This window comes from Duganella paludis (assembly GCF_054461335.1).
Genome location: NZ_CM136922.1, coordinates 6,367,832 through 6,389,486, shown reverse-complemented (window position 1 = coordinate 6,389,486; position 21,655 = coordinate 6,367,832). Strand labels below are relative to the sequence as shown.

Below are 21,655 nucleotides of genomic sequence, written 5' to 3'. Positions count from 1 at the left end.
GGTCCAACACCGATTGAGTATGCCTTTGATACCCTTTGAGTATGCGCGTATACGCGGGCTTCAGCCCTGCAGTACCTTCAGTTCATCCTCGGTAAAGCCGGCCTGGCGCCGCGCCTCCAGGTTGAACGGGCCGCGCGGCGTCGGCGCGTTGTATTGCCGCGCCAGATCGGCGTAGGCCGGAATCAGCTCGAGGCCGCGCTGGCGGCACAGGTAGCCGTACCAGCGGTTGCCGATTTCAACGTGGCCAATTTCGTCGCGCAGGATGATGTCGAGTATGGCGGCGGCCTCCTTGTCGCCGGCCTGCGCCAGCTTGGCGCGCAGCGGTGGATTGGCATCCAACCCGCGCGCTTCCAGGGTGCGCGGCACCAGGGCCATGCGCGCCAGCACATCGTCCGAAGTCTTGGCCACCATTTCCCACAGGCTGTCATGCGCCAGGAACTGGCCGTAGTGATAGCCTTGCCGTTGCAAATGCGCTTCCAGCAGCGAGAAATGGTAAGCCTCTTCCCTGGCGACCTGCAGCCAATCGGTGTAGTAGTCCGCCGGCAGGCCGGGGAAGCGCCAGATCGCATCCAGCGCCAGGTTGATGGCGTTGAACTCGATGTGCGCCAGCGCGTGGATCAGCATCGCCCGGCCTTCGGTCGTGTTCATCGCGCGTCGGCCGACCTGCAACGGCGGCACCAGCTCGGGCAGTTCCGGGCGGCCCGGAATGGCGGCCGAGGAACCAAGCTGCGCTTGCGCATCGGGCTTGGCCCTGCCCTCCTGCGACGCGCGCGACAAGGCCTCCACCGCCGCCACCTTGGCCGTCGGATCGGGCTCGGTCAGGCATTGCAGCGCCCCAGCGCGCAGTTCGAGAAGTGCATCCATAAAACCTCCAATTTAACGAGGGCAGTAGTTTATCACTACGTTCCTCAGGAACTCATCCTCGTCCTACAGCCACACCGCACGCGCACCTATACCTCTACTGTCGCGTGGCCCCCATGATTAGCACACGTCACCGCATCGCTGATGCGGGACCTCACTAACCACTGGAGACCATCATGAGCTATCTAGACCGCGACACCTACGGCATTTACACCAACGACGACGAAAACACCGGTCCCGGCCCACGTCTGATGGGCGCCGATACCCTGATCGGCGAAGATGTCTACAACCGCCAGGACGAAGACCTGGGCGACATCAAGGAAATCATGCTGGACATGCGCAACGGCCAGGTGGCCTACGCCGTGCTGTCCTTCGGCGGCTGGTTGGGCATGGGCGACAAGCTGTTCGCCGTGCCATGGCAAGCGCTGCAGCTGGACACCGTCAACAAGCGCTTCCTGCTGGACGTTTCGAAAGAGCACCTGAAAAACGCTCCGGGCTTCGACAAGGACAATTGGCCTGACATGGCCAGCACCGAATTCAACACCGAACTGCACAGCTTCTACGGCACCCGTCAAAACGTTCCCGGCGGCGTCACCTCGACCGGCAGCGTGATGGGCACCGGCAGCGGCAGCCTGCAAAGCGATCCTGGCTATAGCAGCAGCGTCGGCAGCGGTGGCAGCATCGGCTCCGACCGCGGCAATATCTAACGCTCATTGGTCGACATAAATGTGGCCCGGCCGGACATGCAGTCACTTGCATGCCCGGCCGGGCCATGCTGCTTTATTGCTATAATTGTACGGTGAGGACTTTGGACAGGAGCCGCAATGCGGCGCAGGCAATTCATTACCGGCATCACCCTATCCGTCCTGGCCGGCCAACGCGCCGGCAACGCCGCGCCGCCGCGCCGCATCGTGCTGGCCAGCCTGGTGACCAATACCGAGGGCTTCGCAGCCCGATGGCTGACACTCATCTACACCGATGCGTTCCAGCAACTTGGCATGGAGCTGGAAATCCGTACCTTTCCTGCGGCCCGTGCCGGCGCCGAGGCGGCGGCCGGCAACGTGGACGGCGAGCTGGCGCGCAGTTTTGAATACCAGGCCGTGCAGCCGAATCTGGTCCGCGTGCCGGAGGCGACTTTTTTTGCGTCCACCATCGCCTACGCCCGACGCACCGACATTCACTTGGCGCCCGGCTGGGAGGCACTGCGCAATACCGGCTACCGGGTCGAATACCGCCTCGGCTATCCGTCCATTGCCAGCAAGCTGGCAGAGGTGCTGCCGCCATCCCAGCTGGCCGAGGTGCGCAATGCCGAAACCGGCCTGCGCAAGCTGGCGCTCGGACGCTCCGACCTCTACGTGGACATCGAAGACTCGATCGCACCGCTGCTGACGCGCGCCGAGTTCCGCAACGCCGGCATCCGCCCGGCCTCCGTATTGCAGCGCGGCCCGATCCACGCCTACCTGAACAGACAGCATGCCGACCTGGCGCTGCGCCTGGGGGCGGTGCTGAAGAAGATGCGCGAAAGCGGCCAGATCGAACGCTACCGCCAGCAAGCCATGCACCAAAACTGAGCGTAACGACTGGCATAGTTCTTGATAGAAGAGTAAGGTACTTATCAGGAATCCAGGGAACGCTCGAAAATGGCAAAATTCTTCAATGAAATGACCAATGACGGCCTGGCCCATACCGCCAGCGCCGAAGTCCGTGAACATTACCGCGAGTTCTGCGGCTGGCTGCAGCGCCAGTCGGCCGAAACCATCGAACGCAAGCGCGCCGAAGCGGACCTGACCTTCCGCCGCGTCGGCATCACCTTTGCCGTCTATGGCGACGATGCCGGCACCGAACGGCTGATTCCCTTCGATACCATCCCGCGCATCATTCCGGCGGGCGAGTGGAAACAGCTGGAAACCGGGCTGGTTCAGCGCGTCAAGGCGCTGAACATGTTCATCCACGATATCTATCACGACCAGAACATCATCAAGGCCGGCATCATTCCGGCCGAGCAGATCTACAAGAACGCGCAGTACCGGCCGGAGATGCAAGGCATCAACGTGGTGTCGGACATCTACGCCCATATCGCCGGGGTCGACATCGTGCGCGCCGGCCAAGGCGAGTTCTACGTGCTCGAAGATAATCTGCGGGTGCCGTCCGGCGTCTCCTACATGCTGGAAGACCGCAAGATGATGATGCGACTGTTCCCCGAACTGTTCGCCCGCAACAAGATCGCCCCGGTCGACCACTATCCGGACATGCTGCTCGATAACCTGCGTTCGGTTGCGCCCATGGGCATCAACGACCCGACCGTGGTGGTGATGACGCCGGGCATGTACAACTCGGCCTACTTCGAGCACGCCTTCCTGGCCCAGCAAATGGGCGTGGAGCTGGTCGAAGGCAAGGATTTGTTCGTCAGCGACAACACCGTCTTCATGCGCACCACGCGCGGCCCGAAACGGGTGGACGTGATCTACCGCCGGCTGGACGACGACTTCCTCGATCCGCTGGCCTTCCGTCACGATTCCTCGCTCGGCGTGCCGGGCCTGCTGTCGGTCTACCGCGCCGGCCGCGTCACGCTGGCCAACGCCATCGGCACCGGGGTGGCCGACGACAAGTCGATTTATCCCTACGTGCCGGACATGATCAAGTTCTACCTCTCGGAGGAGCCGGTGCTGAACAACGTGCCGACCTACCAGTGCCGCAAAAAGGAAGACCTGGCCTACACCCTGGCCAACCTGCCCGAGCTGGTGGTCAAGGAAGTGCACGGCGCCGGCGGCTACGGGATGCTGGTCGGGCCGGCCTCGACCAAGGCGCAGATCGAAGACTTCCGCCAACGCCTGCTCGCCAAGCCGGATGGCTACATCGCCCAGCCCACGCTGGCCCTGTCGGCCTGCCCCACCTACGTGGAAAGCGGCATTGCGCCGCGCCATATCGACTTGCGGCCGTTTGTCCTGTCCGGCAAGACCATCTCCATGGTGCCGGGCGGCCTGACCCGCGTGGCGCTGCAGGAAGGCTCGCTGGTGGTGAACTCGTCGCAAGGCGGCGGCACCAAAGATACCTGGATACTGGAATAATAAGGAGTCATCATGCTGAGCCGCACCGCCGATCACCTGTTCTGGATGGCGCGCTATACCGAGCGTGCCGAAAACACCGCCCGCATGCTGGACGTCAACGTCCAGACCTCGATGCTGCCGCAGTCCGAGCACGAAAACGCCAAGGGCTGGCGCGCCCTGCTGGGCATCTCCGAGCTGCAACAGGCCTTCGAGGAGAAGTACAAATCGCTGGAAGGCCGGGAAGTCATCGATTTCATGGTCCGCGATCCGGGCAATTCGTCCTCCATCGTGGCCTGCCTGACCGCCGCCCGTGAAAACGCCCGCGCCGTGCGCGGCACGCTGACCACCGAAGTGTGGGAAATCCAGAACCAGACCTGGCTCGACATGCAGCGCCGCCTGCAATCGAACCTGGTGGAAACCGACCCCAGCAAGTTCTTCGAATGGGTCAAGTACCGCTCGCACCTGTCGCGCGGCGTCACGCTGGGCACCATGTTGCGCGACGAAGCCGTGCACTTCATCCGGCTCGGCACCTTCCTGGAGCGCGCCGACAACACGGCCCGCATCCTGGACGTGAAATACCACGGCGGCACGTCCGACAGCGGCAACGGCGAAGGCCTGAGCCAGCGCGACTTCTATTACTGGGGCGCGATGCTGCGTTCGGTATCTGGCTTTGAAATCTACCGCAAGGTCTACCGCGACGTCATCACGCCGGCGCGCATCGCCGAGCTGCTGATCCTGCGCGGCGACATGCCGCGCTCGCTGCTGGCCTGCATGGATGAAGTGGTGCAGAACCTGCACGAGGTGCGCAACGACGTCTCGGCCGATACCGAACGCTTCGCCGGCCGCCTGCGCGCGGAACTGCAGTTCGGCAAAATCGAAGACATCCTGGCGGAAGGCTTGCATGGCATGCTGACCCGCTTCCTGGCCGATATCTACGACCTGGGCAATCGCGTCAGCCGCGATTTCCTGGTGCCGATGGCGGCTTAAGCGAAAGGCAAGCAATGCAACTGTCCATACGGCACGAAACGCGTTACACCTACACCCTGCCGCTGGCCTACACCATCCAGCAGCTGCACCTGACGCCGCGCGTGGAATCGCAGCAGCACGTGCTGTCCTGGCAGCTGTCCACGCCCGGCCACGTGCATTCTTATACGGACGCCTACGGCAACCTGTCGCACATGATGACTATGACGGCGCCGCACCAGGCCCTGTCCATCGTCGCCGCCGGCGTGATTGAAACCACCACGCCGGACCGCGGCCGCGTGCAGAACGGCGACACGCTGTCGCCGCTGATCTTCACCGTGCCGACCCGGCTGACGGAAGCCACGCCCGGCATCCTGGAGCTGGCCGCCTCCTGCCTGCCCGACGGCAAAGCCATGACGCGTGACCTGATGTGCCTCGCTGAGCACATCTTTGGTGCGGTCCGGTATCAAAGCGGTGCGACCGCCGTCGACACCACCGCCAGCGATGCACTGGCGCTGGGGCAAGGCGTGTGCCAGGACCACGCCCACCTGTTCCTGGCCTGCTGCCATGCGCACGGCATTCCAGCGCGCTACGTGTCCGGCTACATCGATCCGGAAAACAGCGGCCACGCCGCCAGCCACGCCTGGGTCGACGCCTGGGTCGACGACAAGGACTACAGCGGCTGGGTCAGCATCGACGTCACCCACGCGCGCATGATGACGGATGCCTATTGCCGCCTCGCCATCGGCCGCGATTACGATGGCGCGGCACCGGTGCGCGGTGTGCGGCGCGGCGGCGGAACCGAGTCTTTGAGCGTTGACGTACAGATTACTCCCCAATGAGGGGTGTAAAATAACAATACTTCCAATCAATTTTTAGTTTTCACGATGACTTATTGTGTGGGCATGCGCCTTAACGCCGGGCTGGTGTTTCTTTCCGATTCGCGGACCAACGCTGGTGTGGACCAGGTCGGCACGTTCCGTAAGATGAGCGTATTCGAGGTCCCCGGCGAGCGCATGATGGTGATGATGACGGCCGGGAACCTGTCGATTTCACAATCGATCCGCCAGTTGGTGTCCGAACTGACCACGGCCGACGGCCACACCATCTGGAACGCGCCGAATATGTACGAAGCCGCGCGCCTGATGGGCGAGGCGGTGCGCCAGGTGCACGAGCGCGATGCGCAATCGCTGTCGTCGTTCGGCATCGAATTCAACGTCAGCATCATTTTCGGCGGACAGATCAAGGGCGAGCGCTGCCGCCTGTTCCAGATTTACTCGGCCGGCAACTTCATCGAATCGCACGACGAAAACACTTATTTCCAGATCGGCGAGGCCAAATACGGCAAGCCCATCATCGACCGCGTGGTGACGCCGGCCACCTCGCTCGACGACGCCGCCAAGTGCGCGCTGATTTCCATGGATTCCACGCTGCGCTCCAACGTCTCGGTCGGCCTGCCGCTGGACTTGCTGGTGTACGAGAGCGACAAGCTGGAAGTCACCCATTTCGTCACTATCGACGAACGCAACGAGTACTTCCAGATGATCCGCAACACCTGGGGCCACCAGCTCAAGAGCGTGTTCGAAGGCCTGGACGCGCCGGTGTGGAACGCGGCGCCCGAAATCGCCGGCAATGTGTTGCATTCAGCCAACGCAGTAAGCAAACCGGTGCGGATGGCGCCGCCGGCCGGTGTCGGGATACCAGCGGTATCACGTACCCCTTTGCAGACCTTATCGCAACAATTTCACGACGGGCAACAATAATCCGCTAGCATAAAGATAACCTGTCCCTTGGAGCAATACATGACTGAAGCCGGTCCACAACCCGAAGAAAGTATTTTCTCGGTGGAGACGTTGTTGAAATACATGGGGAACGATGCCAAAGCCCTGGCCATCGTCGCCAAGATCGTCGCCGACGCCTGCGCGCCCGGCATGGCGCCCTTCGAGTTGGCCGGCGCCGCCTTGCGCGAGCAGCGCCTGGCCGACGCCGGCAAAATCTTCCACAGCGTGCGCGGCTCGATCGGCACGCTGGGCGCGAAACGCCTGGTCAGCGCCTCGCTGGCCCTGGAACAAGCCATCGCCGCAGCGCGCTCGGACGACATCCCTCCTCTGTTCGCCGCGCTGGAATCCGAATACCGCTTGGTCTTGCGCGACGCCGCCGCATGGCTCGCGCACAATGCGCCACCGTCGGCAGGCTGAAGCCTTCCGTATCGTTCACCATTTATGAATCGGCCGGTTTTGCTGCATTGCACAGCGAGGCCGCGCGTGCTTGGCCGAAACGGCATTAACGAATGGTTACAATTGTTACCCCTATCAGCGCATGCGGGACAGGTTATGCAAATTCTTCATGCTAATATCGCCACCACTCGAATTTGAATCTGCATGACAGCTTCAGTCGGCGATCATAATTGCGTATTAGACAATTTGCTCCGTCGCAAGTATAATGGTGCATCGCACCGAGGTTTGCGCATCGCTTTAATCAAGGGTATTTAATTTATGGAATTGTTCAACAAGTCTGGTGTATTGGTGGCTTCAGTGCTAGTCATGGTGGGCGCCTTGATCGCTTGCCAGGCACAGGAAGACGCCATTCCCTCCTCGACTGTGATTGAAGCTGCTGCACTGCAAATCGGGCCGACCGGCCAATTGGCCGCCGAACGCCGCCTGCAAGAATGGGCCGATCAAGGCTCGCCGGTGGCCCAGCGCGAACTGGCCTTGCGTTACCTGTCGAACCCGGCCAAGCGCCGCGAAGCACTGGAATTGTTTGAACGCGCCGCCAACGCCGGCGACGCCCAGGCAGTGGTCGGCTTGGAAGGCATGGGCCAGGACGCCACCGTCAGCGCCTTGACCAGCCACGTCGGCGGCAGCTCGGGCGCCGCGCTCAGCGCTGGCCGCGTGATCAAGGAAGCCGCTACCACCAACTACGTCGCTCACTAAGAGTCGGCATGGACCGCCTGCGCGCACTCGAAGTGTTCGTAGAAGTTGTCAAGCGCGATGGCTTTGCCCGCGCCGCCGAAGCGCTGGATACCTCGCCGGCCAACGTTACCCGTTATATCAGCGACCTGGAAGCCCATCTGCAAACGCGCCTGCTCAACCGCAGCTCGCGCCGGATGTCGCTAACCTCCAGCGGCGAAGCGCTGTTCGAACGCGCCAAAACCATCCTCGACGACGTGGCCGAAGCCGAAGCCATCGTCTCTTCCGCCGCCTTGCAGCCGCACGGCCTGCTCAGGATTAATGCGCCGCTCAGCTTCGGCGTGCTGCACCTGGCGCCGCTATGGGCCAAGTTCATGCGTCTGTATCCCCAGGTGCAGCTCGATGTGGCGCTGATCGACCGCGTGGTCGACATCGTCGAGGAAGGTTATGACATGGCGGTGCGCATTTCGCGCGCCGGTTCGGCCTCCAATGTGGCGCGCAAGCTGGCCACCTCGCGCAATGTGCTGTGCGCCTCCCCCGACTACATCCAGCAGCACGGCATGCCGCGCAGCCCCACCGATCTGCTGCAGCACGCCTGCATCGGCTACAGCTACGCCGCCAGCGCCGACGAATGGCGCATGCTGGACGCCGCCGGCCACCAGCATGCGATCAAGGTGTCCTGCGTCATGCACACCAATAATGGCGACACGGCGCGCGGTGCGGCGCTGGGCGGCATGGGCATCATCTGGCAACCGACTTTCCTGGTCGGCGACGACCTGCGCGCCGGCCGCCTGCAGCGCGTGCTGCCCGACTATCACATGCAGGACATGGACGTGCTGGCGGTCTACCCGAGCCGGCGCCACCTGAGCGCCAAGGTGCGCGTGATGATCGATTTCCTGGTGCAGGAGTTGGCCGATACTCCTTGGGATAGCGCTTAGATTAGTAATTAAGTTCCCTCCTTTCGATTGAGCCATATCATCTGACCCTGCGGCGCCGGCGCGGATACTCCTATCTTTCGGAGGACAGGCGATGATCGAGCAATTCCGGGAGCGGCTGCAAACCTTCACGCAAGAGCATCGCGCCGTCCAGTGGAGCGGCAGCTTTGCCGACTTCATGGACCACGTGCTGCCGGCCGCGCCGGCGCAACTGGCGCGCGGCTCGCATCAATACATCTGGGACATGCTGCGCTGGAGCGGCAAGCTGTTCGACGATGAACTGTTCGGCATCGACGATGCCCTGGCCCGCGTGGCCGGCTATTTCCAGGCCGCTGCCGCCGGCTCCGAGGTCGGCCGCCGCCTGCTGTTGCTGCTGGGGCCGCCATCGGGCGGCAAATCGACGCTGGTGATCCGGCTCAAACGCGGACTGGAGGAATACAGCCGCACCGACGCCGGCGCCCTGTACGCCATCGCCGGCTGCCCGGTGCGCGAATCGCCGTTGCACCTGGTGCCGCACACCTTGTGCGCCAGCTTCCGGGAAAGTTACGGCGTGGATGCCGCCGGCGAGCTGTGTCCCCATTGCCGCGCGCGGCTGGAACGGGAACTGGGCGGCGACTTCCTGCGCATGCCGGTCGAGCGCATCTTCATCTCGGAGGCCGGGCGCAGCGGCATTGGCACCTACGCGCCGCACGATCCCAATACGGCCGACATCGCCGACCTGGTTGGCTCGGTGGACCTGTCGCGCGTGGCGGAGTTCGGCGACGAGGGCGATCCGCGTGCGTGGTCGTGGTCCGGCACCGTGTATGCGGCCAGCCGCGGCTTGCTGGAGATGATAGAAATCCTCAAGGTCAAGCGTGAGTTCCTCTACCTGCTGCTGACGCTGACCCAGGAGCGCAACGTCAAGGTGGCGCGCTTCCCGCTGATCTACCTCGACGAAACCATCCTGGCGCACACCAACCTGGCCGAGTTCCGCAAGTTTTTGCAGGAAAGCGAGAACGAAGGCCTGCTCGACCGCATGGTGATCGTGCAAGTGCCCTACACCCTCAACTACCGCGAGGAGGCGCGCATCTACCGCAAGCTGATCATGTCGGCGCCGGCCTTCCGCGATGTGCATCTTGATCCCCACGTGCTGCACGCGGCGGCCGTGTTCGCCGTCCTCAGCCGCTTGCACGAGGGCGAGGAGCGCGATCCCGACCTGGCCCGACGCGTGCGCATCCATGCCGGCGAGGATGTGGACGGCGTCCATCCCAGCGAAGCGCAGCGGGTGCGCAGCAAGGAGCAGGCGCCGGACGAGGGCCTGTCGGGCGTGTCGCCGCGTTTTGTGGTGAATGGCTTGTCGCACGCCATCATCCAATCCCCGCGCAAGAGCATCAGCACCATGGACGTGCTGCTGGCGCTGAAGGACGCCATCGAGAGCGACGCCCGCATCGAGCCCGCGCGCAAGCGGCGCTGGATCGATTACCTGGTGCTGACGCGCAAGGAGTTCTTCAATCGCTGGGTGAAGGAGGACGTGCACAAGGCGCTGTTCGTCTCGTTCGAGCAGGAAGTGTCCGACCTGCTCGACAAATACCTGGATGAAGTCGAAGCCATGCTCGACAACCGCCAGATCAAGGACCCGATCACCAGCGAGGAACGGCGTCCGGACGAACGCTTCCTGCGCGCGGTGGAGGAAAAAATCCACATCTCCGACTCCGGCAAGCAATCGTTCCGGCAGGAGGTGGTGCGCAAGGCCATGAGCGCCTACAAGCGCGGCGAGCGCTTCGGCCTCGGTAGCCACGCGCAGCTGCGCGAAGCCCTGCAACAGCATCTGTTCGAGCAGCGACGCGACGTGTTGCGGCTGGTCAGTTCCTCGCGCCGTCCGGACGACGAAGTGCGCGCCAGGATTTCCGCCGTCGAGCAGCGCATGGTGGATGACTACGGCTATGACCGCCATTGTGCGCGCGAAGCGCTGAACTACGTCACCACCCTGCTGGCACAGGAATGATATGCGCAGCGATTGGTACAGCTTATTCTCCCGCGGTGCGCGCGACTGGCTGCGGCACAACGACAAGGTGCGCGAAGCGGCGCGCCTGCATCTGCCGGACGCCATCGCCGCCGCCGACCTGATGACCGCGCCGGGCCGGCATGGCGTTCAGGTGCCGGTGAAGGTGCTGGAGCACGCCCGCTTCCGCCTGGCGCGCGACTATAGCAGCACCGGCGCCGGACAAGGCCCCGGCCAGCCCGGCGACATCCTGCGCTGCCCCGATGTGGACGACGACCACGACGGCCGCGCCAGCACGGACAGCGCCGAAGTCACCCTGCAGGTGGAATTTTCCATCAACGACATCCTCGACAGCCTGTGGGACGAGTTCCAGTTGCCGCAACTGGAGCCGCGCGGCCGCGCGACACTGCAACACAACGACATGACGCGTGCCGGCTGGGACAAGCGCGGCGCCCCCTCGCGGCTGGACCGGCGCCGCACCGTGAAGGAGGCCATCAAGCGCCGCGCGGTGCAGCCGGACCCCGCCGCTTTCACCAATGACGATTTACGTTTCCGCCAGTTGTTGCCGCGTCCGGCCCCCGCCAGCAGCGCGGTGCTGTTTTTCCTGCTGGACGTTTCCAGCAGCATGGGCTACGCCGAGCGCCGCCTGGCCAAGACCTTCTTCTATCTCGCCTTGCACGGTCTGCGGCGCAAATACCACCAGATCGCCATTCATTTCCTGGCCCACGGCGCGGAGGCCTGGGAATTCAGCGAGCAGGAGTTCTTCGCGGCGAGCGGCATGGGCGGCACCGTGGCGTCCAGCGGCATGCGGCTATGCCTGGAACTGCTGGCGCTGCGCTACGACCGCGCCTTGTGGAACAGCTACCTGTTGTACGCCTCGGACGGCGACAATTTCGCCGAGGACCACTTCGCCGCCGGCACCGCGCTGGGCGAACTGGCCAAGCAACTGAACTACCTGGCCTATGTCGAGACCGTGCCCGGCATGCCGCGCGTGCAGGACAGCGAAATGCTGCGGCTGTGGAAGGCTGCCGAAGGACAGGGTTCACCCATGTCCAGCGCCCTGCTCGCCGACGATGCGGACGTCTACACGGCGATCCGGCACTTTCTCACCAGCCAGGCGGCGGCATGAGCCTGGACGACGTCACCGACAGCATGCACGCGCTGGCGGCCAGCCTGGGCCTGCGCTACGACGCGGTCGACTTCGAACTGGCGCCGCCGGGCCTGATGCTGGAAATCGCCGTCTATGGCGTGCCGGTGCGCATGAACCATTGGTCGTTCGGCCTGCGCTACATCCACCAACTGCTGCACCAGCACATGGGCCACTCGCGGATTTTCGAGGTGATGTTTCCCGGCGATCCCTGCCGCGCCTACATGCTGGACTCCAACTCGGAGGCCGAGAACGCGCTGGTGACCGCGCATGTGATCGGTCATGCCGATTTCGTCAAACGCAACGCCGTGTTCGCGCACTTCCTGGGCATGGCCGGCGGCCACATCCTGGAACGAAGCGCCGCCCGCGCCCATCGCCTGGAACAGGCCATGCTGCGCCACGGCCAGCGCGCCGTCGAAACCGTGCTGGACGCGGCGCTGGCGCTGGAGCCGCATATCGACATCCAGCAGCCGCTGCACCGCGATGCCTGTCCCGCGCCGTCGGGTGACGCCGGGCGCGTGCTGCCGTTCTATCCAGAGCATGATTTGTTGCGGTTCATCGCCCGCTACGCGCCGGACCTCGAAGGCTGGGAGCGCGACATTTTTCTGGCGGTGCGCGAGGAAGCGTTCTATTTTTATCCGGTGTACGCCTGCCAGATCATGAATGAAGGCTGGGCCTCCTACTGGCACGCCCGCCTGCTGCGCGAGGCCGACTTCCTGCCGCAATCACTGTACCTGGACGCCTTGCGCGCCCATTCCGACGTGGTGCGTCCCTACGGCAATGAAGAGCAACTCGCGCTGGCCATCAATCCCTACCACCTCGGCTTCGCCATCTGGGAAGACTTGATCGAACGTGAAGGACTGGATGCCGCGCGCCGCGTCTGTGCCGAGGAGGACGATTTCGGTTTCATCCGCAACCACCTGCATGCGGCGCTGGCGGAGAAACTCGACCTGTTCAGCTATCAGGCCCGCGCCGACGGCGACACCCGCGTGCTTAGCCGCGATATCCACGATGTGCGCGAAGCCATCCTCAGTCCGAAGTACAACTACGGCGCGCCCAGCATCGCGGTCGCGCGCATGGACGATGATTTCAGCCTGGTGCTGCACCACGATCACACCCGCGATGGACGGGGGCTGGACATGGCGCAGGCCGAGCAAGTGATGCAATACGTGGCGCGCGTCTGGCGCCGCCCGGTGACGCTGCACACAGCGGACTTTCGCGGCGTCGCGCGCACCGTTCGGGTCACGCCTGAAGGTGTTGTTCATACCAGCGCAAAGCCTGCTTAAGGCCGCGCCGCAGGTCGTGGGTGGGCGCATAGCCGAGCAGGTTGGCGGCCTTGCTGATGTCGGCCTGCGAATGGCGCACATCGCCGGCGCGGAACGGTCCATAGACGGGGCCGCAATCGTGCAGGTGCGGATGGCGCTCGGACAACAGTTCGCGCAACAGCAAGTACAGCTCGTTGAGGCTGGTGCGGGCGTTGAGCGCCACGTTGTAGACCTGGTTGACGGCGGCGCGGTTGTCGGTCAACGCCGCCAGCAGGTTGGCTTGCACCGTGTTGCCGACGTAGCAGAAATCGCGGCTGGTCTCGCCATCGCCGTGGATGACGATGTCGCGCCCGGCGATCATGGCCGACACCCACAGCGGAATCACGGCGGCATAGGCGCCGGCCGGATCCTGGCGCGGCCCGAACACGTTGAAGTAGCGCAGGCCGATGGCGTCCAGCCCGTAGCAGCGCGTGTACACCCCAGCGTACAGCTCGTTCACGTGCTTGGTCAAGGCATACGGCGACAGCGGCAGGCCGATATGCTGTTCCTGTTTCGGCAGGCCGGGATGGTCGCCGTAGGTGGCGCTGGAGGCGGCGTACACCACGCGCCGCACGCCGGCCAGGCGCGCCGCGTCCAGCATGTTCAGGTAGCCGGCAACGTTGATGTCGTTGCATAGCAGCGGCTCGGCCATCGAACGGCTGACCGAGCCCAGCGCGGCCTGGTGCAGCACGTAATCCGCGCGGTCGCAGGCCTGGCGGCAAACCGCCAGGTCGCGGATATCGCCCTCGATCAGCTCGAAATCGTGCCAGGCGCCGTCGCCGACCAGTTCGCGCACCTGGTCCAGGTTGTGCCGGTGACCGGTGAGAAAATTGTCGACGCCGACCACCTGCTGCCCCAGTTCCAGCAGCGCTTGCAGCAGGTTGGAGCCGATAAATCCCGCCACGCCGGTGACCACCCAGCGGAACCGTTCATGCTGCAGCCGTTCGCGCATCAGCTGATAGGCGCTGGTGGCGGGCGTGCCGTTTTCGTAGTCGCTCATCACAGCCTCCACACGCTGAGACCGCTGTTGCGCAGGGGCGCGGGATCGAACTGCGATTTCAGGTCGATGAAGCAACCGCCGGTGCTGACCTTGTCCAGCATCTGCCGCAGCGGACGCGCGGCCAGCTCGCGGTGCGCCACGGCGCTGATCAGCGCTTCCGCACAGGGCAGGTCTTCCCAGGCTTGCAGCCGCACGCCGTACTCGTGCAAGGCTTCGTCGGCGTCCGCCACCGGGTCGTGCACGTGGACCTGGAGGCCGTAGGATTCCAGTTCGCGGATCAGGTCGGCCACCTTGGAGTTGCGCAGGTCCGGGCAGTTTTCCTTGAACGTCAGGCCCAGCACGTTGACGCGGCAGCCCTTGATCTTGAAGCCGGCGCGCACCATTTCTTTGACGGTTTTCTCGGCCACGAACTTGGCCATGCCGTCGTTGGTGCGGCGGCCCGCCAGGATCACCTCCGGGTGGAAGCCAAGCATGGCGGCCTTGTGCGTCAGGTAGTAGGGATCGACGCCGATGCAATGCCCGCCCACCAGGCCGGGCCGGAACGGCAGGAAATTCCACTTGGTGCCGGCCGCTTGCAGCACTTCCAGCGTGTCGATGTCGAGCCGGTCGAAGATGATGGCCAGTTCGTTCATCAGGGCGATGTTGAGGTCGCGCTGGGTGTTCTCGATGACCTTGGCCGCTTCCGCGACCTTGATGCTGGACGCACGGTGCACGCCGGCGCTGACCACCTCTTCGTACAAGGCGCCCACGCGCTCCAGCGTGGCGGCATCGTCGCCGGACACCACCTTGCGGATGGTGGCCAGCCGGTGTTCGGTATCGCCGGGATTGATGCGCTCGGGCGAGAAGCCGACGTGAAAATCCTGCTGCCAGCGCAGTCCCGAACATCGCTCCAGGATCGGAATGCAGACCTCCTCGGTGGCGCCGGGATAGACGGTGGATTCGTAAATCACCACCGCTCCCGCCTTCATATGCCTGCCCACGGATTGGCTGGCGCCGAGCAGCGCCGAGAAATCCGGGTTGTGCGCAACGTCGACCGGCGTCGGCACGGCCACCACGATGTAGTCGGCTTCGGCCAGCGCGGCCGGATCGCAACCGAGCTCCAGCCAGCGCGCTTCCGCGAACTGCGCGGTGCTGACCTCGCCGGCCGGGTCAATGCCGCGCCGGTAACTCGCCACCTTGCGCGCAGATAAATCGATACCGATGGTGCGCCGCCTGGCGCCGAACGCCACGGCCAGCGACAACCCCACATAACCAAGTCCAACAACGGCGACTACTTCCATATAAGCACCTTTTAAGAGAATGTTGACGGCCCGCGTCAGCCGATTCTACGAGCGGCTTTTGCTGCGCTGTTTGCGGTCGATCAACGAGTGCCACGCCGAACGTTCCTACTCTAGTGTTTTTGGGGAGATCGCCATGACGCTGTTGCGTATATTGTTGCTATTGCTACTAGCCGGCTGCGGCCGGGTTCACAGCGACGGCGATTTGATGGAGGAAGCCAGAAAGCACACCGCGCGCGGCGAGGCCAAGGCCGCCGTCATTCAGCTGAAGAACGTGCTGCAACAATCGCCGTCCAACGGCCAGGCGCGGCTGATGCTGGGGCAGCTCTACCTCGATACCGGCGACGTGCAATCGGCCGACAAGGAACTGCGCCGCGCACTGCAGCTGAAAGTTCCCGCCGGCGACGTCCTGCCCTCGCTGGGCAAGGCGCTGCTGCTGCAAGGACAGTATCAACAGCTGCTCGACGACGTGCCGGCCGATGAGCGCCAGCCGGGACTGATGCTGTTGCGCGGCCACGCGCTGCTGGGCCTGAACCGCATCGAAGAAGGCCGCGCCGTGTTCACGCAAATCACACTGCGGCATCCCGACAGTCCGCCGGCGCTGCTCGGGCAGGCCCGTCTGGCGCTGCACGATGGCGACAGGGACCAGGCGCTGGCGCTGGTGGACAAAGCGCTGTCGCAGCAGCCCGACAACGTCGACGCGCTGCGCCTGCGTGGCGACCTGCTGCGCCTGCTTGGCAAGAATGCCGAAGCGCAGGCGGCTTACCAGAAGATCCTCGAACTGCGTCCGGCGCAAGTGCAAGCCCATGTGGACCTGGCCAATCTGCACATCCAGTCCGGCCAGCTGGACGCGGCGCGCAAGGAGCTCAGCATTGCAAGGCAGGCCTCCGCCAACAGCCTGATGCTGCTCTATACCCAGGCGCTGCTGGAGTTCAAGGAGAACAAGATGACTGCCGCGCAGGATCATCTTGCGCTAGTGCTGCGCGCCGCGCCCGAGCACTTGCCGAGCAATCTGCTGATGGGGGCGATATTGCGCAACAAAGGCGCTTACAAGCAGGCCGAACAGCATCTACGCAAGTTCCTGGAAGCCAATCCCGGCCATCCCTACGCCAGCAAGCTGCTCGCCTCCACCTTGCTGCACATCGGCGAGCCGGACAAGGCGCTGGCACTCATCGAGCCGCTGCTCTCCAGCCAGCAACAAGATGTGGAGATATTGTCGCTGGCGGGCGAGTTGTATATGCGCCTGCGGCAGTTCGGCAAGTCCGCCGAGTACTTCGACCGCGCCAGCAAGCTGTCGCCGCAGGCGCCGATGCTGCGTGCCGCGCTCGCCATGAGCCACATCGGCGCCGGCGACAACGAACGCGCGGTCTCCGAACTGGAGCAGGCGGCCAGCCTGGACGCCAAGTCCTCGCGCGTCGGCACCCTGCTCGTGTTGAGCCACCTGCGCAACAAGCAGCATGACAAGGCGCTGGCGGCGGTCAAGCGCATGGAGGACCAGTATCCAGACAACCCCATGGTGCAAAACCTCAAGGGCGGCGTGCTGCTGGTAAAGCGCGACCTCGCCGGCGCCAGGGCCGCCTTCGAACGCGCAGTCAAGCTCGATCCCATTTTTCTACCAGCCCTCGACAATCTGACGACCATGGACATCAACGATAAAAAACCCGACGCCGCCCGCTTGCGCCTGGAAGCCGCGCTGGCCAAGGACAAGAACAATACCGACATCATGACGGCGTTGGCCAACCTGGCCACGACGCAGGGCCAGTCCGCCGTCGCCCGCAAATGGTTGGAGCGGGCCGTGCAGGCGCAGCCGGACGCGCTGCAACCATCGCTGCGGCTGACCAACTTCTACGCCCAGCAGAACGAGACGCAGAAAGCGCTGATCCTCGGTGAGAAACTGCTGGCGTCGAATCCGGAAAATACCCAACTGGTGACGCTGGTGGCCGGCCTGCAGTCGCGCAGCGGACAACTCGACGCCGCGCTCGACAGCTGGAACAAGCTGGCCAACCTGCAGCCGAACTCGCCCGACGTCCAACTGCGACTGGCGGCGGCGCACGCGGCCGTGAATGACAGCAGCGGCGCCACGCAGGCGGTGAACAAGGCCGTCAGCCTGTATCAGAAGGCACTGGAGCTGCAGCCGGCGCCGCAAACCATCCAGGCCTTCTACAACGCCTTGATCCAGGCCAACAAGCCTGCCGAAGCGCGCACGCAGATGCAGAAATGGCTGTCGGCACATCCGAACGACCATGCCTCGCGCCTGTACTTTGCAGGCAGCCTGCTGGCGCTGAAGGAGTTCGCGGCCAGCACCGCGCAGTTCGAGGAAGTGTTGCGCCAGGTGCCCGGGCAGTTCATCGCCCTGAACAACCTGGCCTGGCTCTACCAGCAGAAACGCGATGCACGCGCCCTGCCCTACGCCGAGCAGGCGTACAAGATAGCGCCCGGCAATCCCGCGATCATCGACACGCTGGCCTGGCTGCTGCTGGAGCAAGGCCATGTGGAGCGCGCCCTGCCCCTGCTCAAACAGGCGGCGGCGCAAGCGCCGGCCAGCACCGAGATACGCTATCACTACGGCGTGGCGCTGGCGAAATCGGGCGACAAACGCGGCGCTCGGGCGCAACTGGAACCGTTGCTGGCGCTCAAGGACTTCGACCGCCGTGATGCCGTGCAAAGCTTGCTGGCTCAGTAGCGGCCATGCTATCGGCCATGCGACTATTCCGGGCGCGCCTGGCCGCAGCGGTATTCTTCTGCGGCTTGGCCTGGGCGCTGCGCATCTATCCGATGTCGGGAACATGGTTGGCGCCGCTGCTGGCCGCCTACGCGGCCCTGCTATGGTGGCGCCCGGCGCTGTGGCTGCTGGCCTTGCCGGCCCTGCTGCCCATGCTCGATCTGGCGCCGCGCACCGGATGGTTTTTTCTGGAAGAGATAGACCTGCTGCTGCTGCTGACGGCAGGCATTGCCTACTGGCGCTGGCCGCGCGGCATCGACGCCTTGCCGGCCTGGCCACACCTGTTCCTGGCCGGCCTGCTGCTGCTCTCGATGGCGCTGGCGATCGGCCTGTGGCGCGGCCTGCAGCCTTGGGCCGCGATCGATGCCAACACCTTCAATAACTACCTGAGTCCGGCCAACAGCCTGCGCATCGCCAAAGGCTGGCTGTGGACGCTGGTGCTGCTGCCGCCGCTGCGCCACGCCGCCGGCCCACAGCTGGAGGGCGTGCGGCGCTACCTGCTGCCCGGCATGATGCTGGGCTTGCTGCTGGTGTCGGCGGCGGCGATCCGCGAACGGCTGCAGTTCCCGGGACTGTTGAATTTTTCCAGTGACTACCGCATCACCGCGCCCTTCTCCGCCATGCACACCGGCGGCGCGGCGCTGGACGGCTATCTGGCCCTGAGCACCCCCTTGCTGGCCGCCTGGCTGCTCGCGCGCAATGCGCCGCTGCGCAACCTCGCCGCCTTGATGCTGCTGCCGCTGGCATGGTACGCCGCCATCGCCACCTTCTCGCGTGGGCTGTATCTTGGGCTTGGCGTCGCGGTGGCGGTGATACTGGTCGCGGTACTGGCTGCGAAGCTGGGACCGGCGCCGGCCTCCTTCGCCGTGCGCGCGCCGTTACGAACAGGCGGGACCGTGCGCTGGCCGTTTTTGCTGGCCTGCGCGTCGGCCGCGCTGATTGCGCTGATCGCGTTGAACACCGCATTCCGCCTCGGCGGCTACCGCGCCTACCTGCCGGCCATGCTGGTGATCGCCATGCTCCTGATCGCGCTGCTGCGGCGCGGCCTGGTGCCGATCCTGGCCGCCGCCCTGCTGCTGGGCGCGGTCGTCCCGATCTACCACGGCTACTACGTCAACGTCCGCTTCGCCAGTCTCGGCCAGGACTGGGCCAAGCGCATGCAGCATTGGCAGAACGCGTTGGCCATCATGGACACGGACACCGCCACGCGCCTGTTCGGCATGGGACTGGGCAAGTTTCCATTCACCTATTATTGGCGCAACCCGCAGCACGAGCAGGCGCCCAGCTATCAATTTGTCGATCAGGACAGCAACCGGCACCTGCGCCTGATCGCCGGCTACTACACCGCCGGGTATGGCGAACTGCTGCGCTTCCAGCAAGGTGTGGTGGTCCACCCCCACCAGCGTTACCTGCTCGGCATCGACGTCTGGAACAACGGCCCGCCAGCCTTCCTGCACATCAATCTGTGCCAGCGCCGGCTGCTGTATCCGCAAAACTGCGTCGCCACGCCGCTGCGCCAGATCGCCCACGCGCCCAGCTGGCAGCGCTACATCCACGCCATCGACAGCGGCCCGCTGGGCGGCGACGGCCTGCCGGTGAAACTGGAATTCGCCGCCGAAGGCCGCCAAGCCGTACTCGATATCGACAACATCAGCCTGCGCACGCTGCCCGATGCGCACGAACTGCTGCGCAACGGCAGTTTTTCGGACGCCAACAACTACTGGTTCTTCAGCAGCGACCGCAGTCACCTGCCCTGGCACATCAAGAACCTGCCCCTGAATATTTACTTTGAAATGGGCTGGCTGGGCGTTGCGGCCTGCGCCTTGCTGCTGTTCAGCGCCACCGGCGTGCTGCTGCGGCGCGGCGACGCGGCCTGGCTGGCCGCCCTGGCGGCGTTCCTGGTGGTCGGCATGTTCGACAGTCTGCTCGACGTGCCGCGCATCACCATCCTGTTCACCCTGCTGCTGTGCGCGGCGGCACTGCAAGCGAAGGAAGCGACATCATGAAACTCCTGTTCTGCCTGCTACTCCTGCTGCCCTCGGCCCATGCCGAAGACCTGGTGCAGATCATCGACGACATCAAGCCTTCCGTGGTCGGCATCGGCAGCCTGCAGCAAACCCGTGGCCCCGCCATCGGCTTCGTCGGCACCGGCTTTGCGGTCGGCGACGGGCTGACCATCGTCACGGCGGCCCACGTCGTCAACGATCTCATCAATAGCGGCCAGGGCGACACCTTGGGCGTGCTGGTCCGCACCGGCGAGACCGCCCATTTCCGCGCCGCCACGCTCATCAGCCTGGACAAGGAGCACGACCTGGCCCGCCTGCGCATCAAGGGCGTGGCGCTGCCGGCGCTGAAACTGGGCGACTCCAGCAAGGTCCGCGAGGGCAAGAACCTGGCCTTCACCGGCTTCCCGCTGGGCATGGTGTTGGGATTGCATCACGTGACGCACCGCTGCATCGTCTCCGCCATCACGCCGCTGGCCACGCCCACCATCACCGCCCGCCAGCTCGATGCGAAAACCGCGCGCCAGTTGCAAAAGCCGGTGTACGCGGTGTTCCAGCTGGACGGCACGGCCTATCCGGGCAGCAGCGGCAGCCCCTTGTACGACCCGGCCACCGGCGAAGTGGTCGGCGTGGTCAACATGGTATTCGTCAAGGGCGTGAAGGAATCGGCGATCAGCGCGCCCAGCGGCATCACCTATGCCGTGCCGGTCAATTATCTCAAAGCTTCCCCGTCAGCAGGCGGCCCGTGATACCGGGCTCGTCCCAAGTCGGGAAGAAGTACGGGTAGAACGACCGCTCGTTGCCGTGCTGCTCCATCAGTCCGCCGAACTTGCGGATCTGCTCGCCCATGTAGTCGAGCTCCAGCCGCAGCAGCACCGCCGGTGCGCCCACGCGCGTGCAATCGCGCTCGCCGCCGAAATCGCGGAAACCGAGCATGCGTTTGTAGAACATCACATGACGCGGATTCACCTCGATCACGTAGTCGGTATAGCCATGGATGTTGTGGGCATAAATGTAGGATATGTGTATGAGCGCTGCAAAGACGCGCTTGGAAACGCCCTTGTCGATGGCCAGCCGGGAAGGCTCACACAGACGCCGCTGCTTCATCCGCAGCTCGTCGAGCTTGTCGCGGAAGTTTTCATCGGCCGGCAGGCCGATTTCAGCATTGTCCAGGCACAAGGACATGGTGCCGACGGTCGCGCCGCCGGTTTCTGCAAATAGCGTGATTTTATTCGGTGAGTGGGCCACCGCCGGATCGACTGCATAACCGCGCCAGCCGTACATCTTTTTCAGCAGCAGGCTGGCCGCTTCCCGGCGTCCTTGGGAATTGGCCATGCGGATATGAAAGATTTGTTGATCCAAGGGGTGTTCCAATGCGGCTTCGGTCTTGCCTTCGCCGACCACGAGGTCACGCAATTCATTGCTGACCTCAAAAGAAACAATAGGCTCGTCATGGTGCACGTTTGGCTTCCTGTCTAGTGGTACGTATTCTTGAGACAAGCAGCT

General features: G+C 64.3%; 19 protein-coding genes. 15 read left to right on the top strand and 4 right to left on the bottom strand.

All coding sequences use genetic code 11. The annotated features are described in order from the left end of the window. Positions 1-60: 60 nt before the first annotated feature. Positions 61-864, bottom strand: a complete 804-nt coding sequence (locus ACXZ1M_RS28170; protein ID WP_459050893.1) for a ferritin-like domain-containing protein — start codon at positions 862-864, stop codon at positions 61-63. Between the two features lie 173 nt (positions 865-1,037). On the opposite strand from ACXZ1M_RS28170, the gene ACXZ1M_RS28165 reads away from it, so the two are divergent. The 12 genes from ACXZ1M_RS28165 (at position 1,038) to ACXZ1M_RS28110 (ending at position 13,129) form a co-directional block, all read left to right on the top strand. Continuing rightward, complete coding sequence (locus ACXZ1M_RS28165) at positions 1,038-1,568, top strand: PRC-barrel domain-containing protein (protein WP_459050892.1); 531 nt, start codon at positions 1,038-1,040, stop codon at positions 1,566-1,568. A 117-nt stretch (positions 1,569-1,685) separates the two neighbouring features. Next, positions 1,686-2,432, top strand: a complete 747-nt coding sequence (locus ACXZ1M_RS28160; protein ID WP_459050891.1) for a hypothetical protein — start codon at positions 1,686-1,688, stop codon at positions 2,430-2,432. Positions 2,433-2,501: 69 nt separating this feature from the next. Next, positions 2,502-3,929, top strand: a complete 1,428-nt coding sequence (locus tag ACXZ1M_RS28155; protein ID WP_459050890.1) for a circularly permuted type 2 ATP-grasp protein — start codon at positions 2,502-2,504, stop codon at positions 3,927-3,929. A gap of 12 nt (positions 3,930-3,941) precedes the next feature. After that, the gene (locus ACXZ1M_RS28150; protein ID WP_459050889.1) at positions 3,942-4,895 is read left to right on the top strand and encodes an alpha-E domain-containing protein; all 954 of its coding nucleotides are present in this window, start codon (positions 3,942-3,944) and stop codon (positions 4,893-4,895) included. Positions 4,896-4,909: 14 nt separating this feature from the next. After that, positions 4,910-5,713 (top strand): transglutaminase family protein, encoded by an 804-nt coding sequence (locus tag ACXZ1M_RS28145; protein WP_459050888.1) that lies wholly within the window; start codon positions 4,910-4,912, stop codon positions 5,711-5,713. A gap of 45 nt (positions 5,714-5,758) precedes the next feature. Continuing rightward, the gene (locus ACXZ1M_RS28140; protein WP_459050887.1) at positions 5,759-6,634 is read left to right on the top strand and encodes a peptidase; all 876 of its coding nucleotides are present in this window, start codon (positions 5,759-5,761) and stop codon (positions 6,632-6,634) included. Positions 6,635-6,673: 39 nt separating this feature from the next. Then, the gene (locus ACXZ1M_RS28135) at positions 6,674-7,069 is read left to right on the top strand and encodes an Hpt domain-containing protein (RefSeq protein WP_459050886.1); all 396 of its coding nucleotides are present in this window, start codon (positions 6,674-6,676) and stop codon (positions 7,067-7,069) included. Positions 7,070-7,396: 327 nt separating this feature from the next. Then, complete coding sequence (locus ACXZ1M_RS28130; protein ID WP_459050885.1) at positions 7,397-7,804, top strand: hypothetical protein; 408 nt, start codon at positions 7,397-7,399, stop codon at positions 7,802-7,804. A gap of 8 nt (positions 7,805-7,812) precedes the next feature. Further along, positions 7,813-8,718 (top strand): LysR family transcriptional regulator, encoded by a 906-nt coding sequence (locus ACXZ1M_RS28125; protein ID WP_459050884.1) that lies wholly within the window; start codon positions 7,813-7,815, stop codon positions 8,716-8,718. A 91-nt stretch (positions 8,719-8,809) separates the two neighbouring features. Next, on the top strand, positions 8,810-10,699 hold the full coding sequence (locus ACXZ1M_RS28120; protein ID WP_459050883.1) for a serine protein kinase: 1,890 nt from the start codon (positions 8,810-8,812) through the stop codon (positions 10,697-10,699). Between the two features lies 1 nt (position 10,700). Further along, positions 10,701-11,825, top strand: a complete 1,125-nt coding sequence (locus tag ACXZ1M_RS28115; protein WP_459050882.1) for a DUF444 family protein — start codon at positions 10,701-10,703, stop codon at positions 11,823-11,825. Beyond that, a complete protein-coding gene (locus tag ACXZ1M_RS28110; RefSeq protein WP_459050881.1) occupies positions 11,822-13,129 on the top strand; it encodes a SpoVR family protein in 1,308 nt (435 codons plus the stop codon). The genes ACXZ1M_RS28115 and ACXZ1M_RS28110 overlap by 4 nt, the downstream gene beginning before the upstream one ends. Here the strand turns inward: ACXZ1M_RS28110 and ACXZ1M_RS28105 are convergent. Next, positions 13,086-14,147: an SDR family oxidoreductase gene (locus ACXZ1M_RS28105; protein WP_459050880.1), complete on the bottom strand. Its 1,062-nt coding sequence runs from the start codon at positions 14,145-14,147 to the stop codon at positions 13,086-13,088. The two genes, ACXZ1M_RS28110 and ACXZ1M_RS28105, sit on opposite strands and share 44 nt — an antisense overlap. After that, a complete protein-coding gene (locus ACXZ1M_RS28100; protein ID WP_459050879.1) occupies positions 14,147-15,427 on the bottom strand; it encodes a nucleotide sugar dehydrogenase in 1,281 nt (426 codons plus the stop codon). The genes ACXZ1M_RS28105 and ACXZ1M_RS28100 overlap by 1 nt, the downstream gene beginning before the upstream one ends. 19 nt (positions 15,428-15,446) lie before the next feature. Between ACXZ1M_RS28100 and prsT the strand changes: the two genes are divergently transcribed. The 3 genes from prsT to ACXZ1M_RS28085 are packed head-to-tail and all read left to right on the top strand — an operon-like array spanning position 15,447 to position 20,898. Next, positions 15,447-18,107, top strand: coding sequence for an XrtA/PEP-CTERM system TPR-repeat protein PrsT (prsT, locus tag ACXZ1M_RS28095; protein ID WP_459050878.1), 2,661 nt, complete (start codon positions 15,447-15,449; stop codon positions 18,105-18,107). A gap of 17 nt (positions 18,108-18,124) precedes the next feature. Continuing rightward, a complete protein-coding gene (locus tag ACXZ1M_RS28090) occupies positions 18,125-20,152 on the top strand; it encodes a hypothetical protein (protein ID WP_459050877.1) in 2,028 nt (675 codons plus the stop codon). Beyond that, complete coding sequence (locus ACXZ1M_RS28085; protein ID WP_459050876.1) at positions 20,149-20,898, top strand: S1 family peptidase; 750 nt, start codon at positions 20,149-20,151, stop codon at positions 20,896-20,898. The genes ACXZ1M_RS28090 and ACXZ1M_RS28085 overlap by 4 nt, the downstream gene beginning before the upstream one ends. Here the strand turns inward: ACXZ1M_RS28085 and ACXZ1M_RS28080 are convergent. Continuing rightward, positions 20,867-21,610, bottom strand: coding sequence for an N-acyl amino acid synthase FeeM domain-containing protein (locus ACXZ1M_RS28080; RefSeq protein WP_459050875.1), 744 nt, complete (start codon positions 21,608-21,610; stop codon positions 20,867-20,869). The genes ACXZ1M_RS28085 and ACXZ1M_RS28080 overlap by 32 nt on opposite strands. Positions 21,611-21,655: the final 45 nt, after the last annotated feature.